This is a genomic window from Halomonas sp. H10-9-1, from assembly GCF_040147005.1.
Taxonomy (GTDB): Bacteria; Pseudomonadota; Gammaproteobacteria; order Pseudomonadales; family Halomonadaceae; genus Halomonas.
Genome location: NZ_JAMSHO010000001.1, coordinates 937,648 through 950,897 on the forward strand (window position 1 = coordinate 937,648; position 13,250 = coordinate 950,897).

16 protein-coding genes are annotated in these 13,250 nt (G+C 68.0%); 12 read left to right on the plus strand and 4 right to left on the minus strand.

The annotated features are described in order from the left end of the window. The first annotated feature begins 54 nt into the window (after positions 1 to 54). A complete protein-coding gene (locus NFH66_RS04180) occupies positions 55 to 882 on the plus strand; it encodes a methyltransferase domain-containing protein (protein WP_349608629.1) in 828 nt (275 codons plus the stop codon). Next, complete coding sequence (locus NFH66_RS04185; protein ID WP_349608630.1) at positions 882 to 1,937, plus strand: methyltransferase; 1,056 nt, start codon at positions 882 to 884, stop codon at positions 1,935 to 1,937. Before NFH66_RS04180 ends, NFH66_RS04185 begins: the two co-directional genes overlap by 1 nt. A gap of 12 nt (positions 1,938 to 1,949) precedes the next feature. Here NFH66_RS04185 and greB read toward each other — a convergent pair whose 3' ends face one another. Next, positions 1,950 to 2,489: a transcription elongation factor GreB gene (gene greB, locus NFH66_RS04190; protein WP_349608631.1), complete on the minus strand. Its 540-nt coding sequence runs from the start codon at positions 2,487 to 2,489 to the stop codon at positions 1,950 to 1,952. Between the two features lie 136 nt (positions 2,490 to 2,625). Here greB and NFH66_RS04195 point away from each other — a divergent pair, with 136 nt between their 5' ends. The 9 genes from NFH66_RS04195 to NFH66_RS04235 all read left to right on the plus strand — a co-directional run bounded on the left by NFH66_RS04195 (position 2,626) and on the right by NFH66_RS04235 (position 9,221). Beyond that, positions 2,626 to 3,273: a tetratricopeptide repeat protein gene (locus tag NFH66_RS04195; protein WP_349608632.1), complete on the plus strand. Its 648-nt coding sequence runs from the start codon at positions 2,626 to 2,628 to the stop codon at positions 3,271 to 3,273. Positions 3,274 to 3,344: 71 nt separating this feature from the next. Continuing rightward, on the plus strand, positions 3,345 to 3,986 hold the full coding sequence (locus NFH66_RS04200; protein WP_349608633.1) for an NUDIX domain-containing protein: 642 nt from the start codon (positions 3,345 to 3,347) through the stop codon (positions 3,984 to 3,986). Position 3,987: 1 nt separating this feature from the next. Then, positions 3,988 to 4,437: a DUF1249 domain-containing protein gene (locus tag NFH66_RS04205; RefSeq protein ID WP_232912009.1), complete on the plus strand. Its 450-nt coding sequence runs from the start codon at positions 3,988 to 3,990 to the stop codon at positions 4,435 to 4,437. Positions 4,438 to 4,537: 100 nt separating this feature from the next. Further along, on the plus strand, positions 4,538 to 5,284 hold the full coding sequence (locus NFH66_RS04210; RefSeq protein WP_349608636.1) for a metallophosphoesterase: 747 nt from the start codon (positions 4,538 to 4,540) through the stop codon (positions 5,282 to 5,284). 112 nt (positions 5,285 to 5,396) lie between these two features. Beyond that, positions 5,397 to 6,362 carry a sulfate adenylyltransferase subunit CysD gene (gene cysD / locus NFH66_RS04215; RefSeq protein ID WP_349608637.1) on the plus strand — a complete coding sequence of 322 codons (966 nt, stop codon included), beginning with the start codon at positions 5,397 to 5,399 and terminating at the stop codon, positions 6,360 to 6,362. Further along, entirely contained in the window at positions 6,362 to 7,807 is a 1,446-nt protein-coding gene (cysN, locus tag NFH66_RS04220; RefSeq protein ID WP_349608638.1) for a sulfate adenylyltransferase subunit CysN, read from the plus strand. Before cysD ends, cysN begins: the two co-directional genes overlap by 1 nt. Positions 7,808 to 8,015: 208 nt before the next feature. Beyond that, positions 8,016 to 8,690 carry a zinc metallopeptidase gene (locus NFH66_RS04225; protein WP_349608639.1) on the plus strand — a complete coding sequence of 225 codons (675 nt, stop codon included), beginning with the start codon at positions 8,016 to 8,018 and terminating at the stop codon, positions 8,688 to 8,690. Between the two features lie 32 nt (positions 8,691 to 8,722). Beyond that, positions 8,723 to 8,965, plus strand: coding sequence for a DUF4160 domain-containing protein (locus NFH66_RS04230; RefSeq protein WP_349608640.1), 243 nt, complete (start codon positions 8,723 to 8,725; stop codon positions 8,963 to 8,965). Beyond that, the gene (locus tag NFH66_RS04235; RefSeq protein ID WP_349608642.1) at positions 8,946 to 9,221 is read left to right on the plus strand and encodes a DUF2442 domain-containing protein; all 276 of its coding nucleotides are present in this window, start codon (positions 8,946 to 8,948) and stop codon (positions 9,219 to 9,221) included. The genes NFH66_RS04230 and NFH66_RS04235 overlap by 20 nt, the downstream gene beginning before the upstream one ends. A gap of 72 nt (positions 9,222 to 9,293) precedes the next feature. Here the strand turns inward: NFH66_RS04235 and NFH66_RS04240 are convergent, their stop codons facing one another. The 3 genes from NFH66_RS04240 to cmoA form a co-directional block, all read right to left on the minus strand. Beyond that, positions 9,294 to 9,542, minus strand: coding sequence for a GlsB/YeaQ/YmgE family stress response membrane protein (locus tag NFH66_RS04240; protein WP_349608643.1), 249 nt, complete (start codon positions 9,540 to 9,542; stop codon positions 9,294 to 9,296). A gap of 71 nt (positions 9,543 to 9,613) precedes the next feature. Continuing rightward, positions 9,614 to 10,606, minus strand: coding sequence for a tRNA 5-methoxyuridine(34)/uridine 5-oxyacetic acid(34) synthase CmoB (gene cmoB / locus NFH66_RS04245; RefSeq protein WP_349608645.1), 993 nt, complete (start codon positions 10,604 to 10,606; stop codon positions 9,614 to 9,616). Positions 10,607 to 10,609: 3 nt separating this feature from the next. Further along, positions 10,610 to 11,452 carry a carboxy-S-adenosyl-L-methionine synthase CmoA gene (cmoA, locus tag NFH66_RS04250; RefSeq protein WP_349608647.1) on the minus strand — a complete coding sequence of 281 codons (843 nt, stop codon included), beginning with the start codon at positions 11,450 to 11,452 and terminating at the stop codon, positions 10,610 to 10,612. Between the two features lie 93 nt (positions 11,453 to 11,545). Between cmoA and pgi the strand changes: the two genes are divergently transcribed. After that, positions 11,546 to 13,228 (plus strand): glucose-6-phosphate isomerase, encoded by a 1,683-nt coding sequence (pgi, locus tag NFH66_RS04255; RefSeq protein ID WP_349608648.1) that lies wholly within the window; start codon positions 11,546 to 11,548, stop codon positions 13,226 to 13,228. Positions 13,229 to 13,250: the final 22 nt, after the last annotated feature.

Below are 13,250 nucleotides of genomic sequence, written 5' to 3' on the forward strand. Positions count from 1 at the left end.
GAGCCCGATGCGGCTTGCGGGTAGAATGCCGGTATCTCCGTTCAAGGTAGCCCGATGACCACGCCCGCGTCCCCGCTCTCCGCCCATGGCGACCGCCACTTCGATGGCCTGGCCGACAAGTTCGCCGCAAGCCTCTACGGCGGTGCGCGCGGCGAGCTGCGCCTGGCGCTGCTCGACCGCCTGCTGCCGGAGGTGCTCGACCTCGCGGGCCAGCCGGTGCTCGACGTGGGCGGCGGCCTGGGGCAGCTGGCGGCGTGGTTCGCCGGGCGCGGCCATGCGGTCACCCTCGCCGAGCCCTCCCTGGAGATGCTGGCGCATGCCCGGGAGGCGCTCCTGGCAACATCGGGTGAACGCGAGGTCACCTTCCTGCCGGTGCCGCTGCAGGCGCTGCCCGAGCAGGCTCGCGGCCCCTGGTCGCTGATCGCCTGCCATGCGGTGCTGGAGTGGCTAGGCGACCCGCGGGCTGCACTCGCCACCCTGGCCGGGCTGCTGGCGCCGGGCGGCCAGCTCTCGCTGATGGTCTTCAATCGCGACGCGCTGCGCTTCTCCAACGTGATCAAGGGCAACCTGGAGAAGGCCCTGGCCGACCGCCTGGAGGGCAAGGGGCTGCGCCGGCGGCTGACGCCGATCTCGCCGCTGACCCATGCCCAGGTCATGGCCTGGTGCGACGAGCTCGGCCTGGAAGTCCGTGCCGTGGCCGGCGTGCGGGTCTTCCACGACTACCTGCGCCAGCCGCCGGATCGCGACGACGAGCGCGAACGCTTATTGGAACTCGAGTGGCGCTACTGCCGGGCCGAGCCCCACTGGCGGCTGGGCCGCTACCTGCTCCACACCCTGGTGCGCCCCGACGCACCGCCTTCCCCCGCCGAGGAGCCCCTGTGATGACACACCCGACCCCGCCTGCCGAGAGCCCGGTCTGCCAGCTGCTGGAGCGCCAGGCCGCCGACTATCGCGGCTGGTGGTGGGTGGCCCCACCCCAGGATGCCTGGTTGGCGTCGGGGCAGGGGGTGGCCGTCAGCGCCGACCTGGCGCTGCGCCAGGCGTGGCAGGCCGCCGGGCGCGCGGCGCTCTCGCCCTTTGCGGCGGGATCCGCAGGTGATGTGGGTACGCCGGCCGGGGCGGTGCTGTTCTGGCCCAAGAGCCATGCCCTGGGCGAGTGGTGGCTGCTGTGGCTGTGCGCCACGCTACCCAAGGGCACGCCGCTGCAGCTAGTGGGTGAGAACCAGGGCGGCATCAGGCGGGTGCTCAAGGTGCTGGCGGCACTCGGGCTGGGCTGTCGCAAGCTCGACAGCGCGCGGCGCTGCTCGCTGTTCGAGACCCGCCTCGGGCGTGTCGGCATCGACCCCGATGCCGCCTGGACCACCTTCGATGCCGAGCTGGGCAGCGAGCGGCTGACCCTGACCAGCCATCCCGGGGTATTCGGCCACGGCAAGCTGGATGACGGCACCCGATTGCTGATCAAGACCCTGTCAGGAGAGGGGAGGGCGCCCATTGGTCTTGCGGGCGATGTCCTCGATCTGGGCTGCGGCGACGGCATCCTGGCCGCCTGGCTGGCGCGTCAGGGGGCAGGAGTCACCGCGGTGGATGTCAACGCCTTCGCGGTGGAGGCGACCCGGCGCAGCCTGGCGGCTAACCAACTCGCCGGCGAGGCCTTGTCTGGAGAAACGCTGGAGAGTGATGTCTTCTCGGCGCTGGATGGTCGGGTCTTCGATGCCATCGTCAGTAATCCGCCGTTCCACCAGGAGCGTGCCATCGACTACGGGCCGGCGGCACGGTTGATCGGTGAGGCGCCGGAGCACCTGCGGCCTGGTGGCGCGCTGGTCATCGTAGCCAACGCCTTCCTGCCCTATCCCGACCTGCTCGAACGCGCCTTCGGCGGCTTCGAGATCCTCGCCGACGACCGCCGCTTCCGGGTCTACCGGGCGGTCAGGCGCTGAAAGGGCGGCCCCTCACTGCGTCGGATCGCGGTAGTCGATCTGGGTGATGATCCAGGTGGTCTCGCCACCCGGGGCGGCTACCGTCACCTCCTCGTCGAGTGGCTTGCCCAGCAGCGCCTTGGCCAGGGGGGAATCGACACTGATCCAGCGCTTGTCCGGGGCGATCTCGTCGTGGCCGACGATGCGAACCTTCATCTCCTCGCCTTCCTCGTCCTCCAGGGTGACGAAGGCGCCGAAGTAGACCTTCCCGGTATCCGCCGGCAACCGATCCACCACCGTCAGCTCGTCGAGGCGCTTGGTCAGGTAGCGGATGCGCGCGATGACCCGGTTGAGCTCCTTCTTGTTGTAGGTGTAGTCGGCGTTCTCGGAGCGGTCGCCCAGGGCGGCGGCCTCGCCCACCTTGGCGGAGAGGGCGGGGCGCTTGACCCGCGAGAGATGGTCGAGGATGCCACGCAGCCGCTCGGCGCCCTCGGCGGTGATCAGGTTGCTCTTGGGCTCCTGGCGCGGGTCCTTGGCCGGATCGCGCCAGCGGGTCATGTTGCGGCCTTTCATGGTATTCCTCGCTAGATTGCGTCTGGCGGGACCATACGCCATGCGCTCGGGGTGGCCAAGCCGCTGGCCAATCATTCAAACGTTCGTTACATTTCAGGGCGGGAGCACAATACCAACACCCCGAAGGAGATCCGATATGCCGCGTCGTCGTCTGCTGAATACCGCCATGGGCCTGGGGCTGAGCCTCGGTCTCGCCGTCCTGCCGCTGGCCGCTGCCCATGCCTGGGAGGCCCGCGTGGAGGGCATGAAGAACCACTGGGAACGCCTGATTACCGAGCAGCCCGAGGGGCAGCGCAGCGATGGCTTGAAGGCCCTGGCCGGCCAGGCCGAGCGGCTGGTGGCGGAGCACCCCGACGCGGCGGTGCCGCTGGTGTGGCAGGGCATCATCGAGGCCTCTTGGGCCCGCGAGCGCAGCGGCTTGGGGGCGCTCTCCAGCGCCAAGCGTGCCCGGGAGGCGCTGGAGCGCGCCGTCGAGCTCGATCCCCGGGGCCATAATGGTTCCGCCTACGTCACCCTGGGCGCCCTCTACGATCGCGTGCCGGGCGGGCTGATGGGTTTCGGTGACAGCGCGACCGCCGAGGCGATGTTTCAGCAGGCGCTTTCGATTCGCCCCGACGGCATCGACGTCAACTTCTACTATGCCGCCTTCCTCGAGGAGGAGGGGCGCCTGGACGAGGCTCGCGAGCATGCCCGCCGGGCGGTGGAGGGCGAGGCCCGCCTCGATCGCCAGGCCTCCGACGAGGCGCTGCGCGAGCAGGCGCGCGAGATGCTCGCCCGGCTCTGACGCCGCGGCGGCGGTTGGCATCCACGCCTCGGGTCACGATAATGGGTGTCTTTGCGCCAGCGGAGGCCGCCATGAGTGACACGCCAGAGGTACCCGGCCCGGCAACGGCGGCGCCTTACACCCGCGCCGATGTGGAACTGCTGGAGCGGCACTGCCTGCATCAGGGCTTCTTCCGGCTCGAGGAGCTGCGCCTGCGCCACCGCCTGTTCGAGGGAGGCTGGAGCCAGCCCATGGTGCGCGAGGTGCACCATCGCCACGATGCCGTGGGGGTGCTGCTCTACGACCCCGAGCGCGACGCCGTGGCCCTGGTGGAGCAGTTCCGCGCCGGCGCCCTGGAGGACCCCGAATCGCCCTGGAAGCTCGAGGTGGTGGCGGGGCTCGTCGAGCGTGGCGAGAGCACCGCCGAGGTGGCGCGCCGTGAGGCGCTGGAGGAGGCCGGCTGCGAGGTGGGCGAGCTCATCGAGCTTCACACCTACTACCCGAGCCCCGGGGCCTGCGACGAGCGGGTCACCCTCTACTGCGGCCTGATCGACAGCCAGGGCCTCGGTGGGGTGCATGGCCTCGACGAGGAGCACGAGGACATCCGCGTGCATGTGCTGCCGTTTGCGCGGGCCTGGGAACTCCTGCAGGCTGGACGACTCGACAATGCCATGTGTCTGATCGCCTTCCACTGGCTGGCGGGCGAGCGGGCCTCATTGCGAGCGAGGAGGTAGCGTGCCGAACAGAAACGCCTATGTGACCGACCTCAAGAGCCTGCAGGGCGAGTGCAGCGTCAACTACCTGCGGCTTGTGCGCCTGATGGGCGAGCTGGAGCCGGGCGAGACCCGTGAGGTGGAGCTGGTGAGCCATGGCCGCCGGGTGGGCGAGCTGTGTCTCAAGCTCCAGGAGCGTGCGCCCTATACCAGCATCGTGCGCGTCTCCCAGCGCGGCATCCTCGACGACTACCTCGAGACGCCACGCATGCGGGTGCACCTCTACCACGACGTGCGCATGGCCGAGGTGACCGACTTCCAGCGCCAGCGCCACTTCCACGGTCGCTACCGCTATCCCAATGCCCAGATGCACCAGCCAGACGAGAAGCTTCAGCTCAACCGCTTCCTCGGCGAGTGGCTGGAGCATGGCCTGGCCCACGGCCACTCCCTGGACCTGCCCGAGCTTCCCTGACTGAAGCCCTGAAGCGCTGCCCTGAAACATCGCCTCAAGCGTCGCCGCGAAACTGCCTCCCGGATTCACCCCGAGCCATTGATGCCCCCGGAGTCCTGCCATGCCCCGCCTGATCCAGATCAGCGACTGTCACCTGTGTGCCGACCCTCGGGCCCGCGGCCGGCGCGGTGTTCCGCTGCGCCAGCTGGAGGCGGTGGTGGCGGCCGTCAACCATGAGCGGCCGGATCGGGTGCTGGTTACCGGGGACATCAGCAACGACGACAGCCCTGCCTCCTACGCCCTGGCCAGGCGCACCCTGGACGCCCTCGAGGCCCCCTGGGAGTGGTTGCCCGGCAATCACGATGTGATCGAACCCATGGCCGCCACCCGGCCGTTGCCGGCGGAGCTGACACTCGGCAACTGGCGCATCCTGCTGCTCGATACCCACCTGCCCGGCAAGCCCCATGGCGAGCTTGGCGCGGCGGCCCTGGAGGCGCTGGCCCGGCGCCTAGCCGCAGACCCGGTGCGGCCGGTGCTGATCGCCATGCACCATCCACCCCTGGAAGTGGGCTCCGCCTGGCTGGATGCCATCGGCCTGCGGCATGCCGAGGCGTTCTGGGAGACCCTGGCACCCTTTACCGGGGTGCAGGCGATCCTCTGCGGGCATATCCACCAGGCCTTCGTGGGCCGCCATGCAGCGGGAGAGCGCGAGATCATGGTCTACGGCTGCCCCTCCACCATCGACCCCTTCCTGCCGGGCAGCGAAGATTTTGCCGTCGACCCGGTCGCCCGACCCGGCTATCGCGTCGTCGACCTGGACGGCGTGGGCCTTGCGACCCGGGTAGAACGGGTCGATATCCATAGATAAGTTATAAAAAGATAGATATTAATTCTTTTGGGTTATTATTGGGTCGGCGTTACCCTGCTTGGCATCGACATGTTTCACGTCATCTTTGCCACGTCATGCGAGGTAGCCAGCCATGACCCTTCTTCAAGCTCCCCAGCGTGCGGCGTCGCCCGCGACAGGTGTCACCGCGCCCGACCCACGGCGGCTCACCCACCTCAAGCAGCTCGAGGCGGAATCGATCCATATCATCCGCGAGGTGGTGGCCGAGTTCGCCAACCCGGTGATGCTCTACTCCATCGGCAAGGACTCGGCGGTGATGCTGCACCTGGCCCGCAAGGCCTTCTATCCGGGCCCGCCACCCTTTCCGCTGCTCCATGTGGACACCACCTGGAAGTTTCGCGAGATGATCGCCTTCCGTGACCGCATGGCGAAGGAGGCGGGCATGGAACTGCTGGTGCACACCAACGAGGAGGGGCGCGCCGCGGGCATCAACCCCTTCGACCACGGCTCCAGCGGCTATACCGACGTGATGAAGACCCAGGCCCTCAAGCAGGCCCTGGACAAGTACGGCTTCGATGCCGCCTTCGGCGGGGCGCGTCGCGACGAGGAGGCGAGCCGCGCCAAGGAGCGAGTGTTCTCCTTCCGCGACCGCTTCCATCGCTGGGATCCCAAGAACCAGCGCCCCGAGCTCTGGAACCTCTACAACGCCCGGGTCAACAAGGGCGAGTCGATCCGCGCCTTCCCGCTCTCCAACTGGACCGAGCTGGACATCTGGCAGTACATCTACCTGGAGGGCATTCCCATCGTGCCCCTCTACCACGCCGCGCCGCGTCCGGTGGTGGAGCGTGACGGCATGTTGATCATGGTCGACGACGAGCGCCTGCCGCTGGCGGCGGACGAGGTGCCCGAGGAGAAGTGGGTGCGCTTCCGTACCCTGGGCTGCTACCCGCTCACCGGGGCGGTGGAGTCGACGGCTGCCTCCCTGCCCGAGATCATCCAGGAGATGCTGCTGACCCGCACCAGTGAGCGCAGCGGCCGCGCCATCGACCACGACCAGGCCGGCTCCATGGAGAAGAAGAAGCGCGAGGGCTATTTCTGATGTCACACCAATCGACACTGATCGCCGACAACATCGAGCAGTACCTGCACGAGCACGAGAACAAGGACCTGCTGCGCTTCATCACCTGCGGCAGCGTCGATGACGGCAAGTCGACCCTGATCGGCCGGCTGCTGCACGACTCCAAGATGATCTTCGACGACCAGTTGGCGGCGATCACCCAGGCCTCGAAGAAGAGCGGGACCACCGGCGAGGAGGTTGACCTGGCGCTGCTGGTCGACGGCCTGCAGTCCGAGCGCGAGCAGGGCATCACCATCGACGTGGCCTACCGCTTCTTCTCCACCGACCGGCGCAAGTTCATCATCGCCGACACCCCGGGCCACGAGCAGTACACCCGCAACATGGCCACCGGCGCCTCCAATGCGAGCCTCGCCATCATCCTGATCGACGCACGCCACGGCGTACAGACCCAGACCCGCCGGCACAGCTTCATCGCCGACCTGCTGGGCATCCAGCACCTGGTGGTGGCGGTCAACAAGCTCGACCTGGTGGACTACTCCGAGGCGCGCTTCGAGGAGATCGTCGCCGAGTACCAGGCGATCGCCGAGAAGCTCTCCGCCCGGGACATCCGCTGCGTGCCGATCTCGGCCCTCAAGGGCGACAACGTGGTCAATCGAAGCGAGGCCATGCCCTGGTACACGGTCGACGGGAAGCCGGGGCCGACGCTGCTCGAGCTGCTGGAGACGGTGGAGGTGAGCCGCGACCGCAACCTCAGCGACCTGCGCCTGCCGGTGCAGATCGTCAACCGTCCCGACCTCGATTTCCGCGGCTATGCCGGCACCCTGGAGGCGGGATTGCTGCGCCCCGGCCAGGCGGTCAAGGTGCTGCCTTCGGGCAAGCGCTCCACGGTCGAGCGCATCGTCACCTGGGAAGGCGACCTGGAGGAGGCCTTTCCCGGCCAGGCGATCACCGTGACCCTGGCCGATGAGCTCGATATCTCCCGCGGCGACTGGATCGTCGCCGATGATGCCGAGGTGGCGCTCTCCCACGCCTTCGAGGCGGATATCGTGTGGATGCACGAGGAGTCCCTCGCGCCCGGGCGTCAGGTCGACATCCGCCTGGCGGGACGCTCGGTGGCGGGGCAGGTGAGCGCCATCGACTATCAGGTGGACGTCAACACCCTGGAGCGTCACCCTGCCGAGAATCTCGAGCTCAACGCCATCGCCCGCTGCCGGGTGACGCTCACCGCCGAGGTGCCACTGGATGAGTATGCGCGCAGCCCCGGCACCGGCAGCTTCATCGTCATCGACCGGCTGACCAACGTCACCGTGGGGGCGGGGATGATCCGCTCCATCGTGGAGGGTGAGGGCGAGCCGGCGAGCGCCACCGAGGTGGACTGGGCCGGTTTCGAGGTCGAGCTCAACGCCCTGGTGCGCAAGTACTTCCCGCACTGGGAAGCCAAGGACCTGCGCGAGCTGCTGCGTTAATGTCCTGCATGTCCCGCTTAAGGAGACCCGGGGGCAGGTCGTAGAGGGGGTCCTATGCCATGGATGGCATCGGTAGCGTACATGGAGGTATTTACAGCGCCCCCTTGAGACCTGTCGCCGGGGGTGCTCCGTGTGACTGGCTCGCGAAGGAAACCGGCTCTGGTAGGCTGTGTCCAAAGCGTCACAGTCGCCCCGGAGCCCACCCTCGATGATCGTTCTCGGCATTGCCCTGCTGCTGGCCCTCTTCCTGTTGCCCAACGTCTGGGCCCAATGGGTGCTCAAGCGCCACGCCCGCGGCCGCGACGACTACCCCGGCACCGGGGCGGAGCTGGCCGACCACCTGCTGCGCCGGCTGGGCATCGAGGGGGTCAAGGTGGAGCCCACTGAGCAGGGCGACCACTACGACCCCGCGGCGCGCCGGGTACGGCTCTCGCCGGCGGTCTACGCTGGACGCTCGCTTACCGCGGTGACGGTGGCGGCCCACGAGGTCGGCCACGCCATCCAGCACCATCGGGGCTATGCGCCGCTGCTGGCGCGTTCGCGGCTGGTGGCTGTGGCCCAGAAGGCCGAGAAGCTCGGAGCGCTGTTGATGATGGCGGCTCCGTTCCTGTTCCTGCTCACCCGCCTGCCCGGCGGACTCGCCATCGTCGTGGTCGCGGCGGTGATCAGCTTCGGCACCGCCGCGCTGGTCCACCTGGTGACCCTGCCGGTGGAGTTCGACGCCAGCTTCCAGCGCGCCCTGCCGCTGCTCAAGGAGTACATCCCGCCGGGCGACATGGCCGCTGCCCGGCATGTGCTGACCGCCTGTGCCTTCACCTACGTGGCGGCGTCACTCTCGAGCATTCTCAACCTGGGGCGCTGGCTGGTGATCCTCAGGCGTTAGGCTGTGATCAGGTTGACGTGAGGAGAGCCTCGATGCCCACACTGTTGCGCGAAGGGTCGTATCGTTTTTTCTTCTATAGCGATGAAGGCGATCCTCGAGAGCCACCACACGTTCACGTGACTGCCGGCGAACAGGTTGCGAAGTTCTGGCTGGAGCCCGTTGAGCTACAATCTAGCAAGCGTTTGCGTGCCCATGAGATCAACCAGTTACAAAAGCTGGTGGAGCGGCACCGAGAGGAGTTCCTGGAGGCATGGTATGCACACTTTGAACCTTGAGTCCGAACCGATTGCCGTCGATGTGAAATTCACCGCGGATGCCTTCCACGTCACACTCGAAGATGGTCGGGAACTGTCGATTCCGCTGGCCTGGTTCCCTCGACTGCTGCATGCCGCACCCGAGCAGCGTGCGCAGTGGGAGCTGATCGGACGGGGCGAGGGGCTGCATTGGGAAGCCCTGGATGAAGATATCTCCGTAGCTGGGCTGCTCGCTGGGCGTGGTGACCAGACGCGACGGAGCAAGCCGGCCGCTTGAAAGGCGGTAAGAACGCAGAAACCGCTCCGAGGAGCGGCTTCTGCGTGTCTGCCCAGGGTGCTGGCCTACGCATCACTTCCTGATCATGCGGTAGGCGAACAGCAGCACCAGGGCACCGAGGATGGCGGTGACGAAGCTGCCCAGGCTGAAGTCGCCCATGCTGCCCATGCCGACCATCGAGCCCAGCCAGCCGCCCACGAAGGCGCCGCCGATGCCGATCAGGATGGTGACGATGATGCCACCGGGGTCCTTGCCGGGCATGATCCACTTGGCGAGGACACCGGCGATCAGTCCGAACAGAATCCATGCGAGTACGCCCATGTTGGCACTCCTTGCTTGGGGAAGGGAGTAGCGAGTCTGCCATATTTTGCAGTCCAACCCTAATCCCGTGGCTATCCCGCCCGGTTGGCGATGACCACCGCGCGGCGCGGGGCGGGGTAGCCCTCGCGGGTTCGGGTGGGGTCTGCGGGGTCGAGGAAGTCGGCCAGCGACTGGAAGGTCATCCAGGCGGTGGCGCGCTGCTCGTTCGTGGTGGTCACCGCCTCGTCCACTACCCGCACGTTCTCGAACCCGCAGCGCTCGAGCCAGTGGCAGAGCGCGGCGGAGGAGGGCAGGAAGTAGACGTTGGGCATGGCGGCGTAGCGCTCGCCGGGTAGCAGCACCGTGGTGGTGTCGCCCTCGACGACCAGGGTCTCGAGCACCAGCTCGCCACCGGGCCGGAGCGCCTCCTTGAGCTGCTGCAGATGCTCCAGCGGGGAGGGGCGGTGGTAGAGCACCCCCATGGAGAACACCGTATCGAAGAAGCCGAGCCGCTCGGGCACATCCTCGATGCCCACCGGCAGGAAGTGGGTGCGCTGGCCATCGGCGTCGCCCACGAAGTGGCGTACCGCCCGGAACTGCCAGAAGAAGCGCGGCGAGGGGTCGATCACCAGCACGAAGGCGGCGCCGGCGCCGGCCATGCGCCAGGCGTGGTAGCCGCTGCCGCCACCCACGTCGAGCACCTTCCTGCCGGCCAGCGGCGCCAGGTGCGGCGCGACGCGCCGCCACTTCCAGTCGGAACGCCACTCGGTGTCGATAGGGATGCCGCCAAGGGAGAAGGGCCCCTTGCGCCAGGGCGCGAGCTTGCCGAGCAGGTTCTCGCACTGGCGGCGACGGCTCTCGTCGAGGGGGCAGTCGACCGTCACGGTATCGGCGTCCAGTCGCACCTGGCGTGCGGTGGGCAGCGTCGGCAGCTTGGCCACCGCTTTCTCCCAGGCGGGCAGGTCGCCGTAGCGCTTGCGGTCGAGGCCGGCGGCGAGCTGCTCCGGAAGCCGGGCCAGCCAGGTGTCGAGGCCCTGGTCGAGGAAGGCGCGGTAGAGGTCGCGGTGTTCGGCGGGTATCGGCACGCCTCAAGCCTCCTGTGGCGGGGGTGGTGCGTCGGCCTCGAAGGCCTCGCTCTTGAAGGCCTCGCTCTTGAAGGCCTCGCTCTTGAAGGCCTCGCTCTTGAAGGCCTCGCTCTTGAAGGCCACCAAGGACGCGAAGTTGAGGAGCTGGAACCAGGTGTGGCTCCGCGAGAAGCCGGCCCGGGCCAGGCGCGCATGGTGTTCGGCCAGGGTGTCGGGCACCAGCACGTTCTCCAGCGCCGTGCGCTTCTGGCTGATCTCCAGATCGCTGTAGCCGTTGGCGCGCTTGAAGTCGTGGTAGCGCTCCACCAGCCAGGCGTTCTCCTGCTCGTCCTCCGCGCGGATCTTCTCGGAGAGCACCAGCACGCCACCGGGTTCCAGCGCCGCGAAAAGCCGCGTCATCAGCGCCTCGCGGTCCTCCGGGGGCAGGAACTGCAGGGTGAAGTTGAGCACGATCATGCCCGCGGGGGCGTACTCCAGGGTGCGGATGTCGCCCTCGACCACCTCCATGGAATGCCCGGGACACTCGGCGGCCAGCGTCTCCCGGGCGCGGGTGACCATGGCCGGCGAGAGGTCCACACCGGTGTAGCGGAAGGCATCGGGGGCCAGCCGGCCGGCCAGCGCCAGGCCGCCGGCGCCCAGCGAGCAGCCCAGGTCGTAGACCCGCGCACCGTGGCGCAGGTGGCGGGCGGCGATCAGCCCCAGCATGCCCAGGATCTGCCCGTAGCCCGGCACCGAGCGGCGGATCATGTCGGGAAAGCAGGCGACGACGCGCTCGTCGAAGGAGAAGCGTGCCACCCGGTCGAGGGGTGTCGAAAAGATCGCGTCGCGGTAAGATGCGTCACTCATCGTCGAGCCAGTCATGCAGGGAAATCCGTCATTCTACGTTGTGATGTAGGGCGGTGCACGGAGGCCCGTTCATACGACGTCCAAGGAGGAGCCATGATCGATCAGACCCCCGCCTGGCAGGCTTTGCAGGCGCATGCCAACACCCTGGGCCAGACCCATCTGCGCGAGCTGTTTGCCGCGGAACCGGACCGTCAGTCACGCTTCACTCGTCACGCCGCGGGCCTGACCCTCGACCTCTCCAAGCAGCGCTGGTCCGCCGAGACCCTTGAGCACCTGCTGGCGTTGGCCGAACGGGCCGACGTGGGCACGGCGATTCAGCGCCTGCTCGACGGCGAGCGGGTCAATGTCAGCGAGGATCGACCGGCGCTGCACACCGCCCTGCGACTGCCCGCCGACGCCTCGCTGGTGGTGGAGGGCGAGGACCTGGTGCCGGGGGTGCACCGCACCCTGGAGCGCATGGCCGCCATGGTGGAGCGCTTCCACGCCGGCCAGTGGCGCGGCGCGACCGGCAAGGCGATCCATGATGTGGTCAACCTGGGGGTCGGCGGCTCGGACCTGGGGCCGGTGATGGTGACCCACGCCCTGGCCGACTATCGTCCACGGGAGGTCCACCCGGTCGAGGTGCACTTCGCCTCCACCATGGACGGCTCCCAGCTGGCCGACTACCTCCGCCGCTTGAGCCCCGAGACGACACTCTTCGTGCTGTCATCGAAGTCCTTCACCACCATCGACACCCTCTCCAACGCCAATACCGCCCGCGACTGGCTGATGGGGCGCCTGGCGGGAGCGGAGGGCGTCGACGCCGAGCTGATCATGCGTCAGCACTTCATCGGCGTCTCGGCCAGCGCCGAGAAGATGGGCGAGTGGGGCATCGCCCCGGCCCACCAACTGGAATTCTGGGAGTGGGTCGGTGGGCGCTATTCGCTATGGGGGGCGATCGGCCTGCCCATCGCGCTGATGGTGGGCATGGACAACTTCCGCGCCCTGCTGGCCGGGGCCCACGCCATGGATCGCCACTTTCGCGAGGCGCCCCTGGTCGAGAACCTGCCGGTGCTGCTGGCCCTGGCGGGGATCTGGAACGCCAACTTCCTGGATATCCGCGCCCACTCCATCCTGCCCTACGACGGTCGCCTGGAGTACTTCGCCGCCTATCTCGAGCAGCTGGAGATGGAGTCCAACGGCAAGTCGGTGACCCATGACGGTCGCGAGGTGAATTACGCCACCTGCCCGGTGCTCTGGGGACAGCTCGGGCCCAACGCCCAGCACGCCTTCTATCAGCTGCTGCACCAGGGCACCCAGGCGGTGGAGTGCGACTTCATCGCCCCGCTCCGGCGCTATGACGATGTTGAAGATGCCGCCACTCGCGAGCACCTCAAGGGCCAGCACCGACTGACGCTGGCCAACTGCTTCGCCCAGTCTCGTGTGCTGATGCTGGGCGACGACGCCATCGCCGACGATGGCCCGCGCCCGGGCCACAAGCGCTATCGTGGCAACCAGCCCTCCAGCACCCTGCTGCTCGACGAGCTCACTCCTGCCACCCTGGGGGCGCTGATCGCGCTCTACGAGCACAAGGTGTTCGTCCAGGCGACCATCTGGGGCATCAACCCCTTCGACCAGTGGGGCGTTGAACTGGGCAAGAAGATCGCCGGGGAGACCCAGCGCATCCTCGAGAGCCACCAGGGCCTCGCGTCCATGGACGCCTCCACCCGGGCGTTGATCGAGGCGGCCTGGGCGGCCGAGAAGGGCGACGACGGCGCGACCGAGGCGAGGGCATGAGGCTGGTGTTTCATACAGTAGC